This window comes from Pseudoduganella chitinolytica (assembly GCF_029028125.1).
GTDB lineage: Bacteria > Pseudomonadota > Gammaproteobacteria > Burkholderiales > Burkholderiaceae_D > Rugamonas > Rugamonas chitinolytica.
On the sequence record NZ_CP119083.1, the window covers coordinates 5,773,084 to 5,798,248 of the forward strand.

21 protein-coding genes and 2 tRNA genes are annotated in these 25,165 nt (G+C 67.1%); 14 read left to right on the forward strand and 9 right to left on the reverse strand.

The window, feature by feature from the left end:
- Nucleotides 1-77: 77 nt before the first annotated feature.
- Nucleotides 78-1,637 (reverse strand): galactarate dehydratase, encoded by a 1,560-nt coding sequence (gene garD / locus PX653_RS25760; RefSeq protein WP_277415482.1) that lies wholly within the window; start codon nt 1,635-1,637, stop codon nt 78-80.
- Between the two features lie 204 nt (nt 1,638-1,841).
- On the opposite strand from garD, the gene PX653_RS25765 reads away from it, so the two are divergent.
- The 11 genes from PX653_RS25765 to PX653_RS25815 all read left to right on the forward strand — a co-directional run bounded on the left by PX653_RS25765 (nt 1,842) and on the right by PX653_RS25815 (nt 14,750).
- On the forward strand, nt 1,842-2,546 hold the full coding sequence (locus PX653_RS25765) for a FadR/GntR family transcriptional regulator (protein ID WP_277415483.1): 705 nt from the start codon (nt 1,842-1,844) through the stop codon (nt 2,544-2,546).
- A 294-nt stretch (nt 2,547-2,840) separates the two neighbouring features.
- Complete coding sequence (locus PX653_RS25770; RefSeq protein WP_277415484.1) at nt 2,841-5,537, forward strand: TonB-dependent receptor; 2,697 nt, start codon at nt 2,841-2,843, stop codon at nt 5,535-5,537.
- A gap of 82 nt (nt 5,538-5,619) precedes the next feature.
- Complete coding sequence (locus PX653_RS25775) at nt 5,620-6,408, forward strand: rhamnogalacturonan acetylesterase (protein ID WP_277415485.1); 789 nt, start codon at nt 5,620-5,622, stop codon at nt 6,406-6,408.
- Complete coding sequence (locus tag PX653_RS25780) at nt 6,405-7,874, forward strand: pectinesterase family protein (RefSeq protein ID WP_277415486.1); 1,470 nt, start codon at nt 6,405-6,407, stop codon at nt 7,872-7,874. The genes PX653_RS25775 and PX653_RS25780 overlap by 4 nt, the downstream gene beginning before the upstream one ends.
- On the forward strand, nt 7,813-9,741 hold the full coding sequence (locus PX653_RS25785) for a glycoside hydrolase family 28 protein (RefSeq protein ID WP_371876386.1): 1,929 nt from the start codon (nt 7,813-7,815) through the stop codon (nt 9,739-9,741). The genes PX653_RS25780 and PX653_RS25785 overlap by 62 nt, the downstream gene beginning before the upstream one ends.
- Nucleotides 9,742-9,816: 75 nt before the next feature.
- Entirely contained in the window at nt 9,817-10,143 is a 327-nt protein-coding gene (locus PX653_RS25790) for a thioredoxin family protein (protein WP_277415488.1), read from the forward strand.
- A gap of 39 nt (nt 10,144-10,182) precedes the next feature.
- Nucleotides 10,183-11,454 (forward strand): MFS transporter, encoded by a 1,272-nt coding sequence (locus PX653_RS25795; RefSeq protein WP_277415489.1) that lies wholly within the window; start codon nt 10,183-10,185, stop codon nt 11,452-11,454.
- Nucleotides 11,455-11,622: 168 nt separating this feature from the next.
- The gene (locus PX653_RS25800) at nt 11,623-13,458 is read left to right on the forward strand and encodes an amidohydrolase (protein WP_277415490.1); all 1,836 of its coding nucleotides are present in this window, start codon (nt 11,623-11,625) and stop codon (nt 13,456-13,458) included.
- 13 nt (nt 13,459-13,471) lie between these two features.
- Nucleotides 13,472-13,702 carry a XapX domain-containing protein gene (locus PX653_RS25805; protein WP_277415491.1) on the forward strand — a complete coding sequence of 77 codons (231 nt, stop codon included), beginning with the start codon at nt 13,472-13,474 and terminating at the stop codon, nt 13,700-13,702.
- On the forward strand, nt 13,699-13,851 hold the full coding sequence (locus PX653_RS25810) for a DUF1427 family protein (protein ID WP_277415492.1): 153 nt from the start codon (nt 13,699-13,701) through the stop codon (nt 13,849-13,851). The genes PX653_RS25805 and PX653_RS25810 overlap by 4 nt, the downstream gene beginning before the upstream one ends.
- A 110-nt stretch (nt 13,852-13,961) precedes the next feature.
- Nucleotides 13,962-14,750 carry a hypothetical protein gene (locus tag PX653_RS25815; RefSeq protein ID WP_277415493.1) on the forward strand — a complete coding sequence of 263 codons (789 nt, stop codon included), beginning with the start codon at nt 13,962-13,964 and terminating at the stop codon, nt 14,748-14,750.
- Nucleotides 14,751-14,803: 53 nt separating this feature from the next.
- On the opposite strand, the gene PX653_RS25820 is transcribed toward PX653_RS25815, so the two are convergent.
- The 5 genes from PX653_RS25820 to PX653_RS25840 form a co-directional block, all read right to left on the reverse strand.
- Nucleotides 14,804-14,880 (reverse strand) — tRNA-Met (locus PX653_RS25820).
- Between the two features lie 86 nt (nt 14,881-14,966).
- A tRNA-Met gene (locus PX653_RS25825) sits at nt 14,967-15,043 on the reverse strand.
- Nucleotides 15,044-15,133: 90 nt separating this feature from the next.
- The gene (miaA, locus tag PX653_RS25830; RefSeq protein WP_277415494.1) at nt 15,134-16,069 is read right to left on the reverse strand and encodes a tRNA (adenosine(37)-N6)-dimethylallyltransferase MiaA; all 936 of its coding nucleotides are present in this window, start codon (nt 16,067-16,069) and stop codon (nt 15,134-15,136) included.
- Nucleotides 16,070-16,077: 8 nt separating this feature from the next.
- Entirely contained in the window at nt 16,078-17,961 is a 1,884-nt protein-coding gene (mutL, locus tag PX653_RS25835; RefSeq protein WP_277415495.1) for a DNA mismatch repair endonuclease MutL, read from the reverse strand.
- Between the two features lie 86 nt (nt 17,962-18,047).
- The gene (locus PX653_RS25840) at nt 18,048-18,965 is read right to left on the reverse strand and encodes a peptidylprolyl isomerase (RefSeq protein ID WP_371876387.1); all 918 of its coding nucleotides are present in this window, start codon (nt 18,963-18,965) and stop codon (nt 18,048-18,050) included.
- Between the two features lie 178 nt (nt 18,966-19,143).
- On the opposite strand from PX653_RS25840, the gene PX653_RS25845 reads away from it, so the two are divergent.
- A complete protein-coding gene (locus PX653_RS25845; protein ID WP_277415496.1) occupies nt 19,144-19,788 on the forward strand; it encodes a VTT domain-containing protein in 645 nt (214 codons plus the stop codon).
- A gap of 211 nt (nt 19,789-19,999) precedes the next feature.
- Nucleotides 20,000-21,016, forward strand: coding sequence for a carbonic anhydrase (locus PX653_RS25850; protein WP_277415497.1), 1,017 nt, complete (start codon nt 20,000-20,002; stop codon nt 21,014-21,016).
- Here PX653_RS25850 and PX653_RS25855 read toward each other — a convergent pair.
- Genes PX653_RS25855 through tsaE form a run of 3 tightly spaced genes read right to left on the reverse strand, consistent with a single transcriptional unit; the run spans nt 21,008 to nt 23,707 of the window.
- Entirely contained in the window at nt 21,008-21,805 is a 798-nt protein-coding gene (locus tag PX653_RS25855) for a D-hexose-6-phosphate mutarotase (protein ID WP_277415498.1), read from the reverse strand. The two genes, PX653_RS25850 and PX653_RS25855, sit on opposite strands and share 9 nt — an antisense overlap.
- A 10-nt stretch (nt 21,806-21,815) precedes the next feature.
- Nucleotides 21,816-23,258, reverse strand: coding sequence for an N-acetylmuramoyl-L-alanine amidase (locus PX653_RS25860; protein WP_277415499.1), 1,443 nt, complete (start codon nt 23,256-23,258; stop codon nt 21,816-21,818).
- Nucleotides 23,222-23,707 carry a tRNA (adenosine(37)-N6)-threonylcarbamoyltransferase complex ATPase subunit type 1 TsaE gene (gene tsaE / locus PX653_RS25865; RefSeq protein ID WP_277415500.1) on the reverse strand — a complete coding sequence of 162 codons (486 nt, stop codon included), beginning with the start codon at nt 23,705-23,707 and terminating at the stop codon, nt 23,222-23,224. The genes PX653_RS25860 and tsaE overlap by 37 nt, the downstream gene beginning before the upstream one ends.
- A gap of 43 nt (nt 23,708-23,750) precedes the next feature.
- Between tsaE and queG the strand changes: the two genes are divergently transcribed.
- A complete protein-coding gene (gene queG / locus PX653_RS25870; protein ID WP_277415501.1) occupies nt 23,751-24,926 on the forward strand; it encodes a tRNA epoxyqueuosine(34) reductase QueG in 1,176 nt (391 codons plus the stop codon).
- The last annotated feature ends 239 nt before the right edge of the window (nt 24,927-25,165 follow it).

Genomic DNA, 25,165 nt, shown 5'->3' on the forward strand with positions numbered 1-25,165 from the left:
ATCCTCTTGTTAACCAGGGTATTTGACCAGAGTTCCGGCGCCGTGTCGGCTCAGCCGCATGATTGAACGCGCGGGCGTCACGTCACCGGCGCCGGGTTGAACAGCACCAGCGCATTGTGCAGTTTCCAGTGCTCCGCCCACGTCTTCTTGCCGCTGGCGACATCCAACATCAGCTGGAACAATTCCCAGCCGACGCTCTCGATCGTCGCCTCGCCGGTGGCGATGCGGCCCGCGTTCACGTCCATCAGGTCGTGCCAGCGGCGCGCCAGGTCGTCGCGCGTGGCCACCTTGATGACGGGGACCTCGGCCAGGCCGTAAGGCGTGCCGCGGCCCGTCGTGAAGATGTGCAGGTTCATGCCCGCCGCCAGCTGCAGCGTGCCGCAGATGAAGTCCGAGGCGGGTGTCGCCGCGTAGATCAGGCCTTTCGTCGTCAGCTTCTCGCCTGGCGAGAGCACGCCCGAGATCGGGCTGCTGCCGGATTTGACGATCGAGCCCATCGCCTTCTCGACGATGTTCGACAGCCCGCCCTTTTTATTGCCCGGCGTCGTATTGGCGCTGCGGTCGACGCCGCCGCGCTTCAGGTAATTGTCGTACCAGTCCATCTCGCGGATCATGGCTTGCGCCACTTCCTCGTTGACGGCGCGCGACGTCAGCTGGTCGATGCCGTCGCGGACCTCCGTCACTTCCGAGAACATCACGGTGGCACCCGCGCGCACCAGCAGGTCGGTGGCAAAGCCCACCGCCGGATTGGCCGTCACGCCGGAGAACGCATCGCTGCCGCCGCACTGCACGCCCACGACCAGGTCGGCGGCCGGGCACGTGACGCGCTGGCGCCGGTTCAGCACTTCCAGTTGCTGCTCGGCCGTCTGCATGATCGAGTCGATCATCGACATGAAGCCCACGTGGTGGTTGTCCTGCAGGCAGACGACAGGCGCCTCGTCGGCGATCGTGTTGTCGGCCTTGCGGATCGGGATCGACCCTTTCGGGAACAGGCGCGTGGGCTGCAACTTCTCGCAGCCCAGCGAGACGACCATGGCCTGGCCGCCGAAGTTCGGATTCTTGCTGATGTTGTGCAGCGTGCGGATCGGCACCATCGCGTTGGGCGCATCGATCGCGACGCCGCAGCCGTAGGTATGCTCCAGGCCGACGACGTCGTCCACGTTCGGATAGCGCGGCAGCAGCTCGGCCTTGATGCGCTTCACCGCAAAGTCCACCACGCCGGACACGCACTGCACGGTCGTCGTGATCGCCAGGATGTTGCGGGTGCCGACGGAGCCATCCTCGTTGCGGTAGCCCTGGAACGTGTAGCCCTCCAGCGGCGGCAGCGGGGCCGGCTTGACGGTGGCGATCGGCAGGTTGTCCAGCTCGCGCGCGGGCGGCATGTCCAGCAGCTGCTCGGAGACCCAGCTGCCTTTCGGGATGGCCTTCGCGGCCCGGCCGATCGTGACGTTGTAGCGGATCACCGCATCGCCCTGCGCCAGGTCGACCAGCGCCACCTTGTGCCCTTGCGGGACGCCTTCGACCAAGGTCAGGCCGTCGGCGAACACGGTGCCGGCCGGCAGGCCGCCATCGTTGACGACGATCGCCACATTGTCGTTCTCGTGCATGTGGATACGGCGCGGAGAGCTCGCTGTCATCTTCAATCCTGGAGGAGCGGCAGGGCTTCCTGTTGCTGACTTGTTGCGTGATTGCAACGCAGATAAGTCCGTGCCGATGTGTTGTCTGATGACTTCAGTATGACAGAGCCCAACTTTTTTGGCTAGTCCACATTGCGATTTTGGTCTGACCGCTTTAGAATGGCCTGACCAGATGACGACATAATAAGACAAAGCGGGAGACGTATGCAGAAGAGGGGAGCATTCGCCGCGCCGGAACCGGCCGGCCACGAGCCGCGCCTGTATCGCGTCGTGGCGGACCGCATCCAGGCGTTGATCGCGGCCGACGGCATCCGGCCCGGTGCGCGCCTGCCATCCGAGCGCGACCTGGCCACCAAGCTGGCCGTCAGCCGCGCTTCGCTGCGCGAAGCGCTGATCGCGCTGGAGCTGGGCGGCGTCATCGAGGTGCGCGGCGGTTCCGGCGTCTACGTCAGCGAGGTGCCGGAGCCGGCATCGAAGGTTCCCGAGGGTGGCCCCGGGCCGTTCGAAGTGCTGTCGGCGCGGCGCCTGATCGAAGGCGAGATCGCGGCGATGGCCGCGCGTACTGCCACGGATGGCGCGATCGACGCCATCCTGAAGGCGGTGGAGGAAATGGAGGCGCACCACGCCAACAAGACCACCAACGAACAGGCCGACCGCAACTTCCACCTGGCGATCGGCCGCGCGACCGGCAACGGCGCGATGGTCGGCACGCTGGAGTACCTGTGGGACCAGCGCGGCCGCCTGTGGCACAAGCTGAAGGAGCATTTCCAGACCGAGGAACTGCGGCAGGAAACGCTGAAGGACCACCGCCGCATCTTCGAGGCGATCGCGGCGCACGACCCGGCCGCGGCGCGCAAGGCGATGCGCGCGCACCTGGAGCGCGTGACGCGGACCTTCTCGCGCGGCTAGCAGTACCAGTAGAAGAAAAGAGCAGGACCGGCGCGTACACAAAAACCAGGCGCGCCGAGGAGACAGGATGAACAAGATACCATCGGGCCAACCCCGCCAAGTATGCCGGCATGCAGCGCTCGCGCGCGGCAAGTCGCGCCCCTGATCTCGTACCAAAAAGTTATCGACCGCTTGCGACCTCGCCCCAGCGTGGACCTCGTCGCAGCGGCACGGAGTACGCGAGGTGCTCCAACTGCCGGCAGCGCGCATGCGCGCCGACATAACTCAATTTGGAAAAACAAGGAGACGAGAAGCATGAACAAGCGCGAAACCCTCTGTCAGCCACGGCTGGTACTCACTTCCATCGCACTGGCCGTGCTGGCCGTGGCGAATCAGGCGGCGGCCCAGGACGCCCCGATGCAGCGAGTGGAAGTGACCGGCTCGTCGATCAAGCGCCTGGCCAACGAAGAGGCCCTGCCGATCACCACCATCAAGGCCGAGGAATTCGCGCAGCGCGGCCTGACGACCCTGGCGGACGTCATGATGGCGCTGCCGCAATCGGCCTCGCTGGCACCTTCCAACGCCGGCTCGGGCACCAACATCAACCTGCGCGGCCTGGGCGTGAACCGCACGCTGGTCCTGCTGAACGGGCGCCGTCTCGCCAACGAGGCCATCTCGTCGGGCTACGCCAACCTGGACGTGATCCCGATGAGCGCCCTGGCGCGCGTGGAGATCCTGAACGACGGCGCCTCTTCGATCTACGGTTCGGACGCCATCGGCGGCGTCGTCAACTTCGTCACCAAGCGCGAAGTCGAAGGGGGCTCCATCACGGGGCAGTGGGTCGAGCCGGAGAAACACGGCGGCGGCGACGAGCAGCGCGCCACGCTGACCTTCGGCAAGGGCAAGCTGTCCACCGACGGCTGGAACGCCTATGCCACCATCGACTTCCACCAGCGCAGCCGCCTGGCGTCGAAAGACCGGCCGGAACTGGGCTCGGACGAGATCCTGGCGCAAATCGGCCGCTCGCGCACCATCGGCAGCGGCGGCTACGCCATGCCGGCCAACTTCACGACTGCTACCAACAAGACCGCCCGCAATCCGTACGCCGGCGAGTGCGAGGCGCCATACTCGATCGTCGGCGCGAAGAACACCTGCCTGATCGACAACACCGAATACGGCACCGCGCTGCACGAGAATTCGCAGCTGAGCTTCTACGCCCGCGCCACCCGCCAGTTCAACGAAGACCATACCTTCACCGTCGAGTACACCCGCGGCCAGTCGGAAATCCTGGCGGCCCGCAACCCGACGCAATCGGTGGCCGTGGGCGGCGTCACGGCGCAGCTGCCGTCGTCGTCCAAATGGTATCCGGGCAACAGCGGCGGCGTGCCGGCGATGTCCGGCCTGGACGGCGCCCCGCTGATCGTCACGTGGTCGGTGGCCGACCTGGGCATCGCCGTGCAGAAGGACAAGCAGGTCAACCAGCGCCTGGCGTTCGTCGACGAAGGCAAGTTCGGCGCGTGGGACTACCGCGCCGGCCTCGTGGTCGGCATAAGCGACCGCGAGAACTACTACGACCGTGGCTTCGTGCGCGGCCAGGGCCTGCTGGACGGCCTGAAGAGCGGCGCCCTGAATCCGTTCGGCCTGCAGGACCAGGCTGGCCTCGACTACCTGAAGACGATCTCGGTGGACGGCATCAAGAACCGCGACTCGCGCAGCACGTACACGGGCGCCGACCTGACCGTCAGCCGTCCGCTGATGGAGCTGGCCGGCGGTTCGATGGCACTGGCCATCGGCGCCGACGTGAACCACACGACGACGCGCGACGACAAGCTGGCGATCCAGAACGAAGTGCAGTACCTGAACAGCACCGCCTCGCATGGCGAAGGCCAGCGCAATGTCTACGCGCTGTACGCGGAGCTGGACGTGCCGCTGACGAAGCAGTTGACGCTGAACTTCGCCGCCCGCGACGACTACTTCAGCGATTTCGGCAACACCATCAATCCGAAGGCCAGCTTCCGCTGGGAGCCGACCAAGACGCTGATGTTCCGCGGCTCGGCCAACACGGGCTTCCGCGCGCCGACCCTGTTCGACGCCTACGGCTACCGCCTGCCCGGCGCCACCGGCAAGACCAGCTCGCGCTGGGACGACCCGATCCTGTGCCCGAGCGCCACGCCGGCCATCGCCGGCTCGGGCACGCCGCTGCCAGGCTACGTGGAGTCGGAAGTCTGCGACGTGCAGCTGCCGAAGCAGGTGGGCTCGAACGCCAACCTCAAGCCGGAAAAGTCGCGCGGCTTCACGCTGGGTGTCGTGATGGAGCCGATCAAGTCGATGACCTTGTCGCTGGACTACTGGAACATCCGCATGAAGGACATGCTGGCGAACCTGCCGGAGCAAGTCTACTTCCAGGACCCGGCACGCTACGCGAACCTGTTCGCGCGTAACCCGGACGGCACGCTGGCGTTCATCAACAACACGACGATGAACCTGGGCGGCCAGAAGGCGGCCGGTATCGACGTGTCGGGTACGTACCGCTTCCCGCGCACGAACTACGGCGACTTCCGCATCGAACTGGATGGCACGTACCTGACGAAGTTCGACAACCAGCTGTTCCCGGGCGACGAGTGGGTCTCGAACATCGGCCGCTTCGGCAACGCGTCGAACGGCACCACGTCGAGCTTCCCGATCATCACCTACCGCTGGAAGCACACGCTGAAGTTCGGCTGGTCGATGGGCGACTGGACCGCGCAGGCCACGCAGAACTACAACGCGAAGTACGAAGACCAGAACCTGGTGGCCGAGCAGTACTGGCGCGACATCAACTCGTACAAGCCGTGGAACCTGACGGTCGGCTACAAGGGCATCAAGAACCTGCAGCTGGTATTCGGCATCACCAACGTGTTCGACAGCGATCCGCCGGTGACGAACCACAGCGGCTACTCTTTCAGCTACCTGTCCAGCGCCGCCAGCCCGATCGGCCGCTCGTACAATCTGCGCGCGACGTACAACTTCTGATCGGACCGTGCACCTGACGTGACACGCGGCGCCCGCCTGCCTCCCTGCGCAGCGGGCGCCGCTTTTTTATCGAGGACACCGCATGACAGTCAAATTCCTTGCCGCCGCCACCCTGGCGCTGGCTGCCAGCGCCGCCATGGCGGCCGATACGAAGCCCGTCCGTTTCATCCTCGTGGGCGACTCGACGATGGCCACCGCCAGCGGCTACGGCGACGCCTTCTGCGCCCGCGTGATCCGCGCCGACACGTGCATCAACCTGGCCAAGGGCGGCCGCAGCTCCGGCAGCTTCCGGGCCGAAGGCCGCTGGGACGAGGTGCAGGGCCTGCTCAAGGGCAGCGCCGCCTACCGCACCACCTACGTGCTGATCCAGTTCGGCCACAACGACCAGCCGGGCAAGCCGGGCCGCTCGACCGACCTGAAGACGGAGTTCCCCGTCAACATGGCGCGCTACGTGGACGAGGTCAAGGCGCTGGGCGGTGTGCCCGTGCTCGTGACGCCCCTGACACGGCGCAGCTTCAAGGAGGGCAAGCTGGAAAACAACCTGCAGCCTTGGGCGGACGTGATCCGCAACGTCGCGGCCACGAAGCAGGTCGCGCTGCTGGACCTCAATGCGGACAGCGTCGCCGCCGTGCAGGCGATGGGCCCGGACGAGGCGGACACGCTGGCCGTGGCACCGAAGCCGCCCGCCGCTCCGGCCCCCGCACCCGGTAGCGCCGCCGCGGTGGAGCCGCAGGGCGCGGCCAAGAGCGCCTTCGACTACACGCACGTGGGCGCGAAAGGTGCGGCGTACTTTGCCCGCATGGTCGAGCGCGAAATCAAGGCCGCGATCCCGGCCATCGCGGCCGAGTTCCGTGCGGAGGAAGGCCAGTGAAGGCCAGCCTGAGCGTCGTCGCGCTGGCACTGCTGGCCGCTTGCGCACAGGTCCAGGACAGTCTCCCGGCCCGCGCCGACGGGCCGTCGGTCGCGGTGGCGCGTCCGCAGCTGCCAGCAGACGTCGCCAACAAGATCACGATCGCCGAGGTGCTGAAGACCACGGGGCGCGCCGGCAGCGAAATCGTCGACCCGTGGGATCCGCTGGCCGACCCGCTGGCGCAGGGCGCGGCATTCAAGGCCGACTACGTGGTCGACGGCGCCGGTCGGGCCGATGGCCGCCGCACATTCGCCACCGTGCAGGCGGCGATCAGCCGCGCGGTCGCGGACAGTGCCGGCAAGAGCGGTCGCACGTACATTCTCGTCAAGCCGGGCACGTACCGCGAGCTGGTGTACGTGCCTGTATCGGCGCGCCCGATCACGCTGTACGGCGAAGGCAAGAGCGCGGCGGACACGGTCATCACGGCAGGCCTGGATGCCGCCGTGGCGTCCACCGACTACGTGCGGCAGTTCGGTGCGCAGTTCGCCGATGTCGATCCGTCGATCCAGGCCATGCATGCGCTGGTGCGCGAGCGGGTGGGCAACATCTCCACCAGCGGCTCGATGACGGTGTGGGTGCGCAACCACGGCTTCCAGGCCCGCAACCTGACGTTCGAGAACTCGTACAACAAGGCGACCGGCAACGCCCGCGAGGAATGCGGCGAGCGCGCCTGCGGCAACCACGCGCCGGACGCGCAGATCAACCGCGTGCACCACCAGGCGGTGGCGCTGGCGGTGGACGGCGCCGACAAGGCCCAGTTCGAGAACGTGCGCCTGATCGGCTTCCAGGACACGCTGTACCTGAAGTCGGCCGAGACGCGCGTGACGGCCCGCAGCTTCTTCCACCGCTCCTATATCGAGGGCGACGTCGACTTCATCTTCGGCGACACGACCGCTTACTTCTACCGCAGCGAAGTGCGCTCGCTGGGCGACCGCAGCACGTCGTACGTGGGCGCGCCCAATACCAACTGGAAGACGAAGTACGGCTTCGTGTTCGATACGGTACGCTTCACGCATGACGGGTCGCCCAATGCGCTGGCCGGCAAGTTCCACCTGGCGCGCCAGTGGTTCCACAGCTCGCGCTGCTCGCCCTATGCGCCGGTGGCGGTGGCAGGATACCGCTGCGTGCTGGGCAGCGAGAGCGTGTACCGCAAGCCGCACGGGACGATCACGCCGACGGTGCTGGAAACGGTCGGCAAGATGATCGTCCTGAACTCGACGATCGGGCGCCACATCGACCGCGTCAATCCGTGGTCGGACTGGAACCGCTCGGGCACGCTGGCGTACCGGCCCGCGCAGTTCACGTCGGACGATTTCTGGAACAACCTGCGCAAGGCAGGCATCGATCCCGTGCGGGACCTCGGGTATGGCGCGCCGCCGGCGCCGGCCGACATCTACCTCGCGGAATTCAACAATACAGACGAATAAGGAAACCAAGATGAGCACCACCATCAACCAGCAGCGCCGCACGATGATGAAGGCGGTATCGGCCAGCGGCCTGGCCGCCATCGGCGCGGCGAACGGCGCCCAGGCGGCCATCGCCGAGGACCCGTGGGCGCGCGCCAAGGAAATCGCCACCCGCCTTTCGCAGCCGCTCAGGTTCCGCGAGCAGGATTTCGTCATCACCGACTTCGGCGCCGCGCCGTGCGCGCTCACCAAGGTCAAGGCATGGGTGTCGCATGACGACCAGGCCATGGTGGACACCCAGGCGCCCGGCGCGAAGGACTGCTATCCCGCCATCAAGGCAGCCATCGCCGCGTGCCACCAGGCCGGCGGCGGCCGCGTCGTGATCCCGGCCGGGAACTGGTACGTGGCGGGGCCGATCGTGCTGCTGTCGAACGTGCACGTGCACCTGAAGAAGGGCGCGCATGTCTACTTCAGCAACGACCCGCGTGACTACGCGAAGTATGGCGACGTCGACTGCGGCGCCAACGGCAAGCTGGTCATCACGCGCTGGCAGAGCAACGACTGCCTGAACTTCGCGTCGATGATCTACGCGTATGGCCAGGACAATATCGCGCTGACGGGCGAGGACTGGACCAGTGTCCTGAACGGGCAGGGCGGCGTGCCGTTCGCGGGCAGTACCGACTGCTGGTGGACGTGGAAGGGCAAGAACCGCACGATCAATCCCGTCTCGCAGGCCAACACGCCGGGCGACGCGCCGGGCAAGATCAACCAGCGTATCGCCAATCCCGCCAATCCGACCTCGCTGCGCGACGTGGCACCGCACCTGACGGAAGCGGAGCGCCAGCTGATCCAGGGCGAAGGCGACAAGTGGCGCGCCGACGAGCAGTACCTGCCCGCGCTGTCAGAGGCCGGGGTACCGCTGGCGAAGCGGGTGTTCGGCCTGGGTCACTACCTGCGCCCATCGATGGTGCACCTGATCGGCTGCACCAACGTGCTGCTGCAGGGCTACCACGTGATCCACACGCCGTTCTGGCAGCACCACCCGGTCCACTGCCGCAACCTGGTCTTCCGCAACGTGCACGCGGAAAGCCATGGCCCGAACAGCGACGGCTTCGACCCGGAGGCCTGCGACATGGTGCTGGTCGAGGGCTGCACGTTCGACGCGGGCGACGACTGCATCGCCATCAAGGCGGGCAAGAACCGCGACACCCAGTACGGACCGTCGCAGAACATCGTCATCCAGGACTGCATCATGCACAGCGGCCATGGCGCCGTCACCCTGGGCAGCGAAATGGCGGGCGGCATCCAGAACGTGTATGCGCAGAACCTGGTATTCGAAAACACGCACTGGGCCACCAATCCCCTCAACACGGCCATCCGCCTGAAGACCAATATGAACCGGGGTGGCTACCTGCGCAATTTCTACGTGCGCAACGTGAAGATCCCGAACGGCGTGCAGACCAGCCCTTCGTTCTACGCGTCGCTGCCCGGTTCCCCCATTGCGTCGAAGACCGTCGCGACGGCCGCCGGCGCCGTCGTCACGTTCGACTGCGACTACACGCCGACGGCCGATACGGTGCGGCTGCGCCCACCCGTCGTCGACAATATCCAGATCTCCAACGTCACGGTGGGGAACGTGAAGACGAAGCAGGGCGCTCTGGCCTCGTGCTACCAGGCGATCGTCATCCTGGGGCCCGTGGCCTCGGACTACAACGGCCCGCAGCCGATGCCGGCGGTGGTGCCGGTGACGAACGTGAAGATCAGCGACTGCGACTTCGGCACGCCAGCCAATCGCGAGCAGCCCTGGTACCTGTACAACGTCAAGGGCCTGCAGCTGACCCGCGTGAAGGTGGCGGGCAAGGAGATCAGCACCACGCTGTCGGCATAGCGCTGGCCGTGCGCTCTTTCCCGCCGGCGGCGTGATAATGTTCCATCATCACGCAATCAATGGAAGGAGCGCACCATGGAATACACCTACACCGAAGCGGCGCCAACGCGCGCCGAGATCGACGCCCTGGGCGGCCCCGCGCTGCTCGAATTCGGCACCAACTGGTGCGGACATTGCCGCGCCGCGCAGCCGCTGCTGGCCGAGGCCTACGGCGACTACGCGGGCATCCGCCACTTCAAGGTCGAGGACGGGCCGGGTCGCTTGCTGGGCCGTTCCTTCCGTGTCAAACTATGGCCGACCATGATCTTCCTGCAAGACGGGAAGGAAGTGGCGCGGGTCGTACGGCCCGCCGACGCCAGCGAGATCCGCGACGCGTTTGCCCAGATCGCCACCCCCGGTTGACGGCATACCAAACACGTTCAACGTTCGTCCGGAGTCTGCATGCAAGAAACTCTTCCCGGTGCCGCGCGCAACAAGGCCAGCACCGTGCTGTTCGCCAGCCTGATCGGCACCACCATCGAATTCTTCGATTTCTATATCTACGCGACGGCCGCCGTCCTCGTCTTCCCCAAGCTGTTCTTCCCCGCCGGCGACGCCGCCGCCGCCACCTTGCAGTCGCTGGCCACGTTCGCCATCGCGTTCTTCGCACGGCCCGTGGGCTCGGCCGTGTTCGGCCACTTCGGCGACCGCATCGGCCGCAAGGCCACCTTGGTCGCGGCGCTCCTGACGATGGGCCTGTCGACAGTCATCATCGGCATGCTGCCCACCTATGCGTCGATCGGCGCGTGGGCGCCGTTGCTGCTGGCGCTGTGCCGCTTCGGCCAGGGCCTGGGCCTCGGCGGCGAGTGGGGTGGCGCCGTGCTGCTGGCAACCGAGAACGCTCCGCCGGGCAGGCGCGCCTGGTACGGCATGTTCCCGCAGTTGGGCGCACCGATCGGCTTCTTCCTGTCGGGCGGCATCTTCCTGCTGCTGTCCGAGGTGCTGACGGACGCACAGTTCTTCAGCTACGGCTGGCGCATCCCGTTCCTGTCCAGCGCGCTGCTGGTGCTGGTGGGCCTGTACGTGCGGCTGAAGATCACGGAGACGCCCGACTTCCAGAAGGTGCTGGACAAGGGCGAGCGCGTCAAGGTGCCCGTGGTGGCCGTGCTGCGCGACCATACGCGCATGCTGGTGCTGGGCACCCTGATGGCGATGGCCACGTTCGTGCTGTTCTACCTGATGACGGTGTTCGCGCTGAACTGGGGCGTCTCCGCGCTGGGCTTCTCGCGCGAGCACTTCCTCGTGCTGCAGCTGTTCGCCGTGCTGTTCTTCGGCCTGACGATCCCGCTGGCCGCGCTGCTGGCCGACCGCTATGGCCGGCGCCGCACGCTGATCGCCATCTCGGCCGCCATCGCCCTGTTCGGCCTGACGATGGCGCCGCTGTTCGGCTCCGGCAGCACGACCCAGGTCACGGTGTTCCTGTGCCTGGGCCTCGCGCTGATGGGCATGACGTACGGCCCCTTGGGCACGATCCTGTCCGAGCTGTTCCCGGCCGAGGTGCGATACACGGGGGCTTCGCTGACGTTCAACCTGGCCGGCATCCTGGGCGCCTCGCTGGCGCCATACATCGCCACCATGCTGGCGAACCAGTACGGCCTGCAGTACGTCGGCTACTACCTGTCGATCGCGGCGCTGCTCAGCCTGGTTGCGCTGGTGCTGGCCCGGGCGAAGTAGCGGACCCCGCTGACTGACAACCCGCTCCAGGGACTGGGGTCTGTCCCAGCAGGGGACCGACCCCAAGCTCTTCTTCCTTTTTGCAGAGCGGACCCGGCCCCGGACAAGGGATGACGCCAGCAGCCGGCCGCGTATGATGGACCGCATCGTTTCCATCCTGCGCACACCATGCTGATACTTCATAACGGCCGCTTCCACACGGGCGACAAGTCCAACCCCGTCGCCACCGCCGTCGCCATCGACGACGGCAAATTCCTTGCCGTGGGCGACGCCGATGACGTGATGCGCCACCGCACCCCGGCGGCGCAGGTGGTGGACCTGAACGGTCGCACCGTCATCCCCGGCCTGAACGATTCGCACCTGCACCTGATCCGCGGCGGCCTCAATTACAACCTGGAGCTGCGCTGGGAAGGCGTGCCGTCGCTGGCCGACGCGCTGCGCATGCTGAAGGACCAGGCGCTGCGCACGCCCAGCCCGCAGTGGGTGCGCGTGATCGGCGGCTGGACCGAGTTCCAGTTCGCCGAACGCCGCATGCCGACGATCGACGACCTGAACGCCGCGGCCCCCGACATCCCCGTCTTCGTGCTGCACCTGTACGACCGCGCGCTATTGAACCGCGCCGCGTTGCGAGCCGTCGGCTATACCAAGGACACGCCCAATCCGCCCGGCGGCGAGATCGTGCGCGACGCGAGCGGCAACCCGACCGGCATACTGATCGCGCGGCCGAACGCGTTGATCCTGTACGCCACGCTGGCGAAGGGACCCAAGCTGCCACTGGAACACCAGGTCAATTCCACCCGCCACTTCATGCGCGAACTGAATCGCCTGGGCTTGACCAGTGCCATCGACGCGGGCGGCGGCTTCCAGAACTATCCCGAGGATTACCAGGTCGTCGAGCAGTTGGCGCGGGAGCACCAGCTGACGATCCGCATCGCCTACAACCTCTTCACGCAGAACAAAGGCCAGGAGCTGCAGGACTTCCAGCGCTGGACCGACAGCGTCACGCCAGGCCAGGGCGACGACTGGTATCGCCACAACGGTGCCGGCGAGATGCTGATGTTCTCGGCGGCCGACTTCGAGGACTTCCTCGAGCCGCGTCCCGACCTGCCGCCCGAGATGGAAGGACAGCTGGAGCAGGTGGTGCGCCACCTCGTCAGCCAGCGCTGGCCGTTCCGTCTCCACGCCACCTACGACGAGTCGATCGGGCGCATGCTGGACGTGTTCGAGAAGGTGAATCGCGACATCCCGTTCGACGGCCTGCACTGGCTGTTCGACCATGCCGAAACCATCAGCCCGAGGAACATCGACCGGGTCAAGGCGCTGGGCGGCGGTATCGCGATCCAGCACCGGATGGCCTTCCAGGGCGAGTACTTCGTCGAGCGCTATGGCGCCGAGGCGGCCAAGGCCACGCCGCCGATCCAGCGCATGCTGGCAGCAGGCGTACCGGTCGGTGCCGGCACGGATGCGACCCGCGTGGCCAGCTACAACCCGTGGACCGCGCTGTATTGGCTGGTCTCCGGCAGCACCGTCGGCGGCCTGCGCCTGGTCGACGCGGGCGGCAACCTGCCGCGCGAAACCGCGCTGGAATTGTGGACGACCGGCAGCGCGTGGTTCTCCAACGAGCAGGGCAAGAAGGGCCGCATCCAGGCCGGCATGCTGGCCGACCTGGCCGTGCTGTCGGCGGACTTCTTCCGCGTCGGCGAGGAAGCGATCAAGTCGATCGAGTCGGTGCTGACAGTGGTGGGTGGGCGCATCGTGTTCGGCCAGGCCGAGTTCACGAAGCTCGGGCCGCCGGACCTGCCGGTGCTGCCCGACTGGTCGCCCGTGGCGAAGGTACCGGGCCACTACCGGGCAGTGGCGCCGCAGCCGGCGCTGCCGCACCAGTGCGCGGGCGCCTGCGGCGTGCACGCGCATGCGCACGACAGGGCACGCAAGTCGACGGTGCCGGTTTCGGACTTCGCCGGCTTCTGGGGCGCGTTCGGCTGCAGCTGCTTTGCGTTCTGAGGCCGCCAGGCACATGGTGAGGATTTTGGCCGGACTGGCCCTGTCGTTCGTCGTCGGGCTGGCGTGCCGCCGCTTCGATATCCCGGCCGCGTCGCCGCCCGTGCTGTCCGGCGCGCTGCTGGTGTTCATGATGAGCAGCGGCTACTGGCTGGTGGACCGCTTTGTCGCCCGCCGCGCCGCCCGCCACCGCCGGCATTGTGGCGGCCACGCGCTCGATGGCGCGGCGCCGGAGGTTCCGCGATGAGCGCGCTGATCGTCGGCGCGCTGCTGGGTCTCGCCATCGGTGCCGTTTGCCGTGCCTGCGACATCCCGTCGCCCGCGCCGCCCACGCCCATCGGCGCGCTGCTGGTCGTGGCGATGACGTCCGGGTATGTCGTCGGCGGGTGGTTCTAGACGCCGCCTGATGGCTGTGCGCAACAGCCAGTCGCCGTACTTGCGTCAGCGCAACTTGCGCCAAGGCCGCACGCTCTACAGTAGCCCGACTGCAAGGACGGAGGGCAAACATGAACAGCAAATCCGCATTGGCCTTACTGCTGCTGATGGCAGGGGGCCTGATCTACGCGGCCACGCACAACGAGCACCACGCCAGCCAGTGGAACGGTGCACGCGAGGCCAGAGGCGATGGACCGCGCCTGACGCATGCGTCGCGCCGCGACGACCTGGCGTGGCTGGGACCAGTCCAGGTCCTGGAGCAAGACGAGCTGACGCGCCGCATGGACCGCCTGCTCACGAGCGTCATGCACGACGTGGCGACGGTGCAGGACCCCGAGCGTTTCGTCTGCAAGCAGCCCGCCGAGGTGGGCCCGGTGCCACTGCTCGATGCCGTGGACGCCTGGCTGGATCGCTTTCCCGACAGCCGCAGGGACCACCAGCTGACCCGCAACCTGTACCGCGCGGCGGCCGAGGGCAACTGGCTGGCACGGGTGCAGGTCTACACGATCCTCGCCGAGCGGCCCGCGCGCGACAACTCCACGGCCTATCGGACGATCCAGCTGATGGAGTGGCTGCAGCAGCACGGCATCGGCGCGCTGCACGGGATCGTCGGGACCACGTTGACGGGGCGGCATCACTTCGACGGCGAGGCTCCCACGCCCGACATCACGGCATCGGACATGTACGCGGCGCTGCATCACAGTTACCCGGCGCAGCACAAGGTGGGGCTGGCGCTGAGCCACAACGACGACCCGGCGCTGGCGGCTGTCGGCCGCAGGATGATCGACTGCGCGGCCGGGGCGCTGCCGGCATATGCACGCATGTACGGCCCTCCGCCGCTGATCGCCGCCGTGCGATGAAAACGCCAATGAAAAAGCCGCCGACCCTCGCGGATCGGCGGCTTTTCAATGTTTGGTGGTGATAGGTGGACTTGAACCACCGACCCCAGCATTATGAGTGCTGTGCTCTAACCAGCTGAGCTATATCACCGGAAAACTGGACAACTCGACAAGGCCGCGCCTTGAAAGAACAATGGCCTGTGCCGTTACCGGACAGGCCATCTTCGTGCATTCTGGTGGTGGTGATAGGTGGACTTGAACCACCGACCCCAGCATTATGAGTGCTGTGCTCTAACCAGCTGAGCTATATCACCGCAACGGCAAGCATTATGGCGGTTGGGGAGAAAGGTGTCAAGGCAGGCGCGGACGATTTCCCTGTCGCGCACAGCGTCGATGACAAAGCGTCACGCCAGCCGCGCCAGCAGTTGGGCCGTCGCGTCGGGGGCCAGGCAGTCGATGACGATCCGTTCCGGCATCGAGCGCAGCCACGTCAGCTGGCGCTTGGCGAGCTGGCGCGTGGCGATGATGCCGGTCTCGCGCAGCGCCTGGTGGTCGATGCGTCCGTCCAGGTATTCCCACGCCTGGCGGTAACCCACGCAGCGCATCGACGGCAGGCCGGGATGCAGGTCGCCGCGCCGGCGCAGCTGTTCGACCTCGTCCAGCAGCGCGCCGCCCGCCAGCATCTGGTCGAAGCGGCGCGCGATCCGCTCGTGCAGCACGGCGCGATCGGACGGCTCCAGCGCGAACGAGGTCAGCTCGAACGGCAGCGCCTCGGGCGCGCGCTGGGCCAGCAGGGCGGACATCGGCTTGCCGGACAGGCGGATGATCTCCAGCGCACGCTGGATGCGTTGGGCATCGTTGGGCTTCAGGCGCGCGGCGGTTTCCGGATCGAGCGTGGCCAGGCGCGCGTGCAGCGCCGGCCAGCCCAGGCGCGCCGCCTCGTCTTCCAGCTCGGCGCGCACGGCAGGATCGGCGCCCGGCAGGTCGTCGAGGCCATCCGTCAGGCCCTTGAAGTACAACATCGTGCCGCCGACCAGCAGCGGCAGCTTGCCGCGCCCGTGGATCTCGTCGACGAGGCGCAGCGTCGCGCTGCGGAACTGCGCCACGCTGTAGCTGTCGAGCGGGTCGATGATGTCGATCAGGTGGTGCGGCACGCTGGCCAGCTCCTCGGGCGTGGGCTTGGCGGTGCCCACGTCCATGCCCCGGTAGACCAGGGCCGAATCGACGGAGATGATCTCGGCCGGCACGCGGGCGGCAATCGCCAGCGCGGCGGCGGTCTTGCCCGACGCGGTCGGACCCATGATGGCGACCGCGCGCGGCCGCTGTGCAGGATGATTCATAAGGATGGTTATTGGCCGCGCAGGAACAGCTTGTCCAGCGCGCCGATCTCGACCTGCACCCAGGTGGGGCGGCCGTGGTTGCACTGGTCGGCGCGCTCGGTGCTTTCCATCTGGCGCAGCAGGGCGTTCATTTCGGGTTGGCTCAGGATGCGGTTGGCGCGCACCGCCGTGTGGCAGGCGAGGGTGCCCAGCAGCTCGTTGCGGCGCTCGATCAGCACGCGCGAACCGCCGAATTCGCGCACGTCGCGCAGCACGTCGCGCGCCAGCGTTTGCGCATCCGCGTTCTTCAAGAGGGCCGGCACGGCGCGCACGGCCAGGGTGGTCGGCGACAGCACGGCGATGTCGAAGCCGAGGGTTTTCAGCGTGTCGCCATGTTCCTGCACCGTGCCCACTTCGATGGCGTCGGCATAGAACGTGACGGGGATCAGCAGCGTCTGGACCTGCATTTCGCTGCCGGCGATCTGCGCGTCCAGCGCATTCTTCAGCTGCTCGTACAGGATGCGCTCGTGCGCCGCATGCATGTCCACCAGTACCAGGCCCTTGCTGTTCTGCGCCAGGATGTAGATGCCGTGCAGCTGCGCCAATGCGAAGCCCAGCGGGAATTCCTCATGGGCCAGCGCGGCGGACGAGGCGACATACGGCTTCGCCTGCGGCATCGGGTACGACGGCGGCGCGGCCGCATCGGGCTCGGCAAAGAGGGCCCCATAGCGCTCGGTGCTCTGGGCCACGCCGCCTTCGCCGGGCCGCGCGAAGGGCGAGGGCGAGAACGTGGGCGTGTAGGACGGGTTCAGGATCGAGCCGAAGGACGCCTGCTGTTGCGGGCGCCACTGCGGGCCGCCGCCCAGCGTCTCGGCGGCCGGCAGCGGCGCGGGCACGCTGCCGTGCGCCGTGGCCGAGGTCTGCGCCAGCGCGCGCTGCACCGCGTGGAACACGAACTGGTGGACGGCGCGGCCGTCGCGGAAGCGCACTTCGATCTTGGACGGGTGCACGTTGACGTCCACCAGCGCGGGATCGAGGTCCAGCGCCAGCACGTAGGACGGGAAGCGGTCGCCGTGCAGCACGTCCTCGTAGGCTGCGCGCACGGCGTGCACCAGCAGCTTGTCGCGCACGAAGCGGCCGTTGACGTAGAAGTACTGGCAGTCGGCGCGCGCCTTCGACGCCGTCGGCAGGCCGGCAAAGCCGTGCAGGCGCAGCACGCCCGAGCCCTCGTCGATGGGCAGGCGCGCCTCGGCGAAGGTCTCGCCCAGGATCTGCGCACTGCGCTTGGCCATATCGGAGGCCATCCAGTGGTCCACCGTGCGGCCGTTGTGCGACAACGTGAAGGCTACGTCCGGCCGCGCCAGCGCGATGCGGCGCACCACCTCGGCGCAGTGGCCGAATTCCGTCTGCTCGGATTTCAGGAACTTGCGGCGTGCCGGCGTGTTGTAGTACAGGTCCTGCACGTTGACCGTGGTGCCGGGCGCGCCAGACGACGGCTGCACGGTACCCAGGTGCGAACCTTCCAGCTCCCAGGCATGGGCCGCATCGGCCGTGCGCGACGTCAGCGTGACGACGGCAACGGAGGCGATCGACGCCAGCGCCTCGCCGCGAAAGCCCAGCGTGCCGACGTTTTCCAGGTCGTCCAGCGAGGCGATCTTGGACGTCGCATGGCGTGCCAGCGCCAGCGGCATCTGGTCCGGCGGGATGCCCTTGCCGTTGTCGGTGATGCAGATGCGCTTGACGCCACCTTCCTCCAGCCGCACGGTGATCTGGGTGGCGCCCGCGTCCAGCGCGTTTTCCAGCAGCTCCTTGACGACGGCGGACGGCCGCTCGACCACCTCGCCGGCGGCGATCTGGGAGATGAGCTGATCGGGAAGGGCCCGGATGGGGCGGGGGGAGGGCGGCGCATTCATAGCCGCCCATTATAACCGCCGTATCGGTCCGGCAAGCCGCCCCGGCCGGCAAATCCCGCCATACCACAGCCCGGCTGTTCTATTCCCTAGTTGGCGGCGACGGTTTGCCGCACCGGGATCGGTACGTTGCACAGGTCGACGTGGCCGGCGGCGACCTTGGTCCATGGGCCGCCGCGGTTGCGCTGGGCTTCGGCGACGGCCTTGAAGCTGGTCGAGTCCGTGCGCAGGATTTCCAGCTTGCTGCGCTGCTCTTCGGGCACGTCGGCGGCCAGGCGGACGGACTTGATCGGCACCATCTGCTCCGGCTTCTCGTAGAAGCCCATCGCGCCGGCACCACGCGGCAGCACGGACAGCAGCGGCATGCCGTCGATGACGCGGCCGACGACCGTGATGTTGCGGTCCAGGTGGCGCGGTGCGTTGCCGATGACGGCGTACAGGGCGCCGCCGTTGCCGCTGTCGGCGGCCGCGTCGCGGCCCACGCCCACCATGCCGTAGCAGTGCGCCAGCCAGGCCTGGCCGCTCTTCGGGTCGCGGGCTGCGGGGAAGCCGTTGGCATGGCCCACCTGCGGCGCGTAGCCGTCGCGGTCGGGCAGGCGGGTGAATTCCTTGATCGGTGCCATCGGCGCGGTAAATTCTCCCGGCAGCCTGGCTTTCGCGGTCTTCAGCGGTTTCGGGTTCTTCTCGTCCGGATCGCCCCACTGCACCACCCAGTTGTCCTGCGAACGCAGGATCGCCAGGCCGTCGAAGTAGCCCTCGCGCACCATCGCGCGGATGTTGGCAACGTGCCGCGGCGCGAACGCGGGTGCCAGTTCGATGACGACGCGGCCCGTCGGGATCTCCAGGTACAGCGTATTGTCCGGGTCCGGCGCGCGCCATTCGGTGGCGCGTGACGCCTTGACGACGTCCGCGACGGTAGGCTTCGGTGGCAGCTCGGCGGCGACCAGCGCCGGTGGCATGGACAGCAGGGCGGCGGCCAGGAAGGGCAGGGGGCGGTGCAGGGGCATCGAATCTCCTTGGATGGAAGCGACATCGCGCTAAGCGGGCGCTAAGAATTGTAGACGTGAAGCTGGTTAAACTTGCAAAAGGATTTTCTCGTCCGACAATCAAGCAAAATTTCGTCGAGCAGGGTGTTGCATACATGTCGCTGGTGTATGATTCCCGCCGCAACCTTTTGGGATATCTATGGATTTCGTTCAACTGTTGGACATGCTGGTCCACGTCGACAAGACGCTGGGCTTCTTGATTGCGCAATATGGTGTCTATGTGTACGCCGTGTTGTTCTTCATCATCTTTGCCGAGACGGGTCTCGTGGTCCTGTTCTTCTTCCCTGGCGACACGCTGCTGTTCATCGCCGGCGCGTTCTGCGCCACGGGGCAGATGCACCTGGGCCTGCTGATCTTCCTTCTCATCACGGCCGCCATACTGGGGAACACGACCAATTACCTGATCGGCGAGGCTGTCGGACAGCGCATGTTCACCCACGACTATCGCTGGATCAACAAGGATGCGTTGCGCCGCACCCACGAGTTCTTCGAGCGCCACGGCGGCAAGACGATCATCCTGGCCCGCTTCGTGCCTGTCGTGCGCACGTTCGCGCCGTTCGTGGCGGGGGTTTCCGACATGACGTTCGCCCGCTTCCAGCTCTATAACGTGGCCGGCGCGCTGGCCTGGGTCATCTCGCTGTGCGTGGCCGGTTACCTGTTCGGCAATATCCCTATCATCCGCGACAACCTGACGGCCATCGTGCTGTTCGGCGTGGCCGTCGCCATCGTGCCGGTGGCGCTGGGCGGCCTGTGGAAATTCAGCCGCAAGATGCTGCGCCGTTAAGTCGAAAAGGCCTGCACGCGCTGTGCAGGCCTTCACGCAAGGCCTCAAGGGCAGGCCTTAAGGTGAGGCCTCACGGGCTGGGCCTTGAGGCGAGGCCCAAGGGCGAGGCCCAAGGGCGAGGCTCAAGGGCGGGGCTCAAGGGCGAGCCCTCAAGTTTTGCCGCACGGCATCCGTTAACTGGAGTAACGCTTCTTTTACTTTCCGGATTAACATGCGCAAGCCGATCGCCCTCATTGCCTGCTGTCTCGCCCTCGGGACCGCCAGCGCGAACGATCCCCCCGCTTCGGCCAAGGGGTCGATACCTTCCATCCTGCCCGCCAAACCGTCCAAAGCCTCGCTGAAGGAGAAGGAGCCGGCGGCGAAGAAACTGTCCGCGCGCGAGCAGGAGGAGATGGCGGAAGCGGAACTGTCCGCCAAGATCGCCGAGCGCCTGGCCGCGATGCGCGCCAACCAGGCCGCCCGCATTGCCGCCGCCGCGAAGGCAAAGAAGGACGCTGCCGCCCGCGCCGTCCGTGTCGCCGCCATCGCGGCCGCGCCGCCGCCACCGGCCAACGGCACGTTCTGGACCTACGAAGGTGAATTCGGTCCGGCCAACTGGAGCAAGATCAACGCCAGCTGGAACAAGTGCAATGGCGGTACCCGTCAGTCCCCCATCGACATCCGCGACGGCATCAAGGTCGACCTGGAGCGGATCGCCTTCGACTACCGGCCGTCGTCGTTCAGCGTCACGGACAACGGCCATACCGTGCAGGTGCAATTGGGCGGCGGGAATTACCTGTCCGTTGCGGGCCGCACGTACGAACTGCAGCAGCTGCACTTCCACCGCCCCGCCGAGGAGCGGGTCAATGGCAAGAGCTACGAGATGGGCATCCACCTGGTGCACAAGGACGTCGAGGGCCACGTGGCGATCCTGGCGCTGATGCTGCAGCGGGGCCGCCCGCAGCCGGCCGTGCAGACCGTGTGGAACAACCTGCCGCTGGAGAAGACCGACACGTTCACGCCGTCGATCGTGTTCGATCCGAACGACCTGCTGCCGGAGCGGCGCGACTACTACACGTACATGGGATCGCTGTCCGAGCCACCGTGCACGGAAGGCGTGCTGTGGATGGTGATGAAGGAGCCGCTGCAGGCATCGCCCGAGCAGATGGCGCTGTTCTCGCGGCTCTATCCGTTGAATGCCCGGCCGGTGCAGGCCAGCTCGGGCCGGATGATCAAGGAATCACAGTAAGCCCGCAGTAATCGTGTGGCTGCCGGTCCACGTGGCACCGGCGGCCAGTGCGCCCTTGTCGACGCGGGCCGGCTCGATGCAGACGAAGCGCTGCCATTCGTCGTCGGCCATGTCGGAGAGTGCCGCGGCGCCCTCGGCGCCCGGATTCCACACCACCCATTCCGTGAAGCCCTGCTGCCGCAGTTGCAGCTTGCCGCTGTCGTGCGACAGCGCCAGGACCGGCGGCGCCGCATAGATGTTGTCCAGCTTCGGGCCGAAGTGCAGGGGGGACTCGTCCGGCAGGCCTTCCAGCACCGTGCGGGTGAAGTCGTCGACGGCGTAGTAGGTGTGCAGCGCGCACGCAAAGTCGAACGGCGCATCGCCCGTGTTGGTGACGGTGAAGCGCATCTCGATAGCATCGGGCCGCAAGGTAAAGCGCAGGGCCAGCGCGAACGCATGGGGCCAGCCCGCGGCCAGCGCCGGCGGCACGTCGTGCTGCGTCAGCGCGAATTCGGCCCAGGCGGTGTCCGCATCGCTGCCATGGTCCGCCAGGCGCCAGTGCGACAGCCGCGCCACGCCATGGCGCTGGCCCGTGCCGCGCGTGGAGAACTGCGGGAAGATCACCGGCACGCCGCCGCGGATGGCCGCGCTGCCGTCGCGCGGAGAGCGCTCGCTCATGAACAGGCGTTCGCGCCCGTCGGCCGTCTTCCACGACGCCAGGTGGGCGCCGTACAGCGCCACGGTTGCCTCGGCGCCGTCGGGCGCAACGATACACACGGCCGGCAGTTCGCCGAACGTCACGTTCTTCATAGTCTGGTCCTCAGGTCAGCCGGCTCTTGGCGAGCGGCGGGTTCTTGGCGAAGTACTGGCGGATGCCCTTGACGATGGCGTCCGCGATCTGGTCCTGGTAGGCGTTGTCGAGCAGGCGCGCTTCCTCGTCCGGATTGGAGATGAAGGCCGTTTCGATCAGGATCGACGGGATGTCCGGCGCCTTCAGCACGGCAAAGCCGGCCCGCTCCACGGCGCCGTTGTGCAGCTTGTTGATGCCGCCGATCTGCGCCAGCACGGCCTTGCCGACCTTCAGGCTGTCGTTGATCTGCGCCGTCGTCGACAGGTCGAGCAGCACGCTGGCCAGCTGCGGGTCGTGTCCCTTGGCATTGGCCCCGCCGATCAGGTCGGCCTGGTTTTCCTTGTTCGCCAGCCAGCGCGCGGCCGACGAGCTGGCGCCCTTCTCGGACAGCACGAACACGGACGAGCCGCGCGCGCTGGGGGAGACGAACGCATCGGCGTGGATCGACACGAACAGGTCGGCATCGACCTTGCGTGCCTTCTCGACCCGCTTGTTGAGGGGGACGAAGAAGTCGCCGTCGCGCGTCAGCATCACGCGCATGTTCGGGTGCTCCTCGATCTTGAATTTCAGCCGTTTGGCGATGGCCAGCACGATGTCCTTCTCGCGGCTGCCCTTGGCGCCGATGGCGCCGGGGTCCTCGCCGCCGTGGCCGGGGTCCAGCGCCACCGTCAGCATGCGCACCAGCTTGTCGTTCGGGACCTTCTTCGATTCCGCCTTCGGGGGCGCCGGCGGTTCGGCCTTCGGTGGCACGGCGGCGATGTCGGGACGCGGCAGCGCCTCGGACGGCACGCCCGGCGCCGGCAGCTTGTTGTCCGGCAGCGGCAGCGCATTGCCCAGCGTGGCGGCCGGCGCCTCCTCCGGCGTGGCGGGCGGCTGGCCCACCGGCTTGCCGTCGCTGGACCATTCGCCTTTCTCGATCATCGCGGCGATCGGATCGATCGGCTGCACGGGATACAGGTCGAAGATGAGGCGGTGCTTGTAGACCCCGACCGGGTCGAGGGTGAACACCTGCGGCCGGATCGGCGCCTTCAGGTCGAACACCAGGCGCACGACGTTGGGCCGGTTCTGGCCCACGCGCACCTGCTTGATGTATGGGTCGTTCGACTGGATCTTCGCCACCAGCGTCTTCAAGGTGGGGTTCAGTTCCAGCCCCTCGATGTCGACGACCAGGCGGTCCGGGTCCTTGACGAGGAAGTGCGACGTCTTCAGGTCGCTGTCGTTTTCCAGGGTGACGCGGGTGTAGTCGTCGGCCGGCCACACGCGCACCGCCATGATCTGCGCGGCCCGCGCGGACAACGGCGCCAGCACGGACAGCAGCAGGGTGCCGCCGGCCTTCAGGAACGTGCGCCGGGTCTTGCCGGGCCGGCGGCGCGCGATCAGAGTATCCGGGGGAAGTGGAGGCGTTGCAGGCATGACGAACCTAATGCGGAAGAACCCTGCAATTCTACATCACGTCCCGTACCGGCCACAGCGAGAATCACGCGCAGGTCCGGCGGCGGCAGCACGCCCTCCGCTTTTTCCGGCCATTCCACGATGCAGACGTTGCGGCCGTCGAAATCCTCGCGAAAGCCCGCGTCGAGGAATTCCTCCGGGCTGCCCAGCCGGTACAGGTCGTAGTGGATCACGGTGACGGGCTGGCCATCGATCGTCACCTGGTACGGTTCGGCCAGCGTGTAGGTCGGACTTTTCACGTGGCCCGGGTGGCCGGCCGCGTGCAGCAGTGCGCGCGTCAGGGCCGTCTTGCCGGCACCGAGGTCGCCGTGCAGGTGGATCGCCATGCCCGGCAGCAGGGCGCGAGCCAGCGCCACGCCAAGGGCGGCGGTGTGGGATTCGTCACGGAGATGGGCTTTGAAGGACGGCATGGCATAAAATGGTGGATTGTTCCTGCCGCCATTGTACCGTCCGATGTCCCCGTCCCCCGAAGAACTCGCAACGCTAAGCGCCGCCATCAAGGGCTGGGGCCACGAGCTGGGCTTTGCCGAAGTACGCATCGCCGACATCGACCTGGCCGCCGCCGAAGCGGGCCTGCAGGCCTGGCTGGACGCCGGCATGCATGGCGAAATGGACTATATGGCAACGCACGGCATGAAGCGCGCCCGTCCCGCCGAACTGGTGCCCGGCACCGTGCGCGTCATCGCGGCGCGCATGAACTACCTGCCCGAGTCGGCCGGCGCCGACTGGCGCGAGCGGGAACGCGCCCGCCTGGCCGACCCGCAGGCCGCCGTCATCTCCGTCTATGCCCGCGGGCGCGACTACCACAAGGTGTTGCGCGCCCGGCTGCAGCAACTGGCCGACCGCATCCAGGGCGCCATCGGTGCGTTCGGCTACCGCGTCTTCACCGATTCGGCGCCGGTGATGGAGCTGCCGCTGGCCGAAAAGTCCGGCCTGGGCTGGCGCGGCAAGCATACCCTGCTGCTCAATCGCGCGGCCGGCTCGATGTTCTTCATGGGCGAGATCCTCGTCGACCTGCCGCTGCCGGTGGACGCGCCGACGGACGCGCATTGCGGCCAGTGCAGCGCCTGCATCACGGCTTGCCCTACCCAGGCCATCCTGGGCCCCGGCAGGCTGGACGCGCGCCGCTGCATTTCCTACCTGACGATCGAACTGAAAGGCGTTATTCCCGAGGAGTTGCGCCCGCTGCTGGGCAACCGCGTCTACGGCTGCGACGACTGCCAGACCGCCTGCCCGTGGAACAAGTTCGCCCAGCGTGCCACGTTGCCGGACTTCGACGAGCGCCACGGCCTGGGCAGCGCCGGCATGCTGGAACTGTTCGCGTGGACGGAAGAACAATTCAATCGCAACATGGAGGGCAGTCCGATCCGGCGCATCGGCCATGAGCGCTGGCTGCGCAACCTGGCGGTCGGGCTGGGCAATGCCGCCGCTGCCGGCGCGCGCGGCGATGCGGCCATCGTGGCCGGGTTGCTGGCGCGGGTCGAACATCCGTCCGCGCTGGTGCGCGAGCACGTGGCTTGGGCGCTGGCGCGGCATGCGATAGACGCAAGGGACGGCGTCCCGCAAAAATCGGGGACAGCCTCCCAAAATCGGGGACAGCCTCCTTATTCCACCATGCGGAAAAGCTGAAAATAGGGGACAGCCTCCTTATTCCACCATGCGGAAAAGCTGAGTCCGAGGCTGTCCACGATTTGCGCGCATGAAAAATCGAAAAATAGGGGACAGCCTCCTCATCTCACATCCGAAAAAGCGGCATCGGAAACGGAGTCGGAGGCTGTCCCCAATTCGTGGTGCAATTCGTGAAATCGGAGGCTGTCCCCAATTCGCGCTGTCAAGGCTTGGGGGCCGTCCCGGGTTTTGGGACTGAC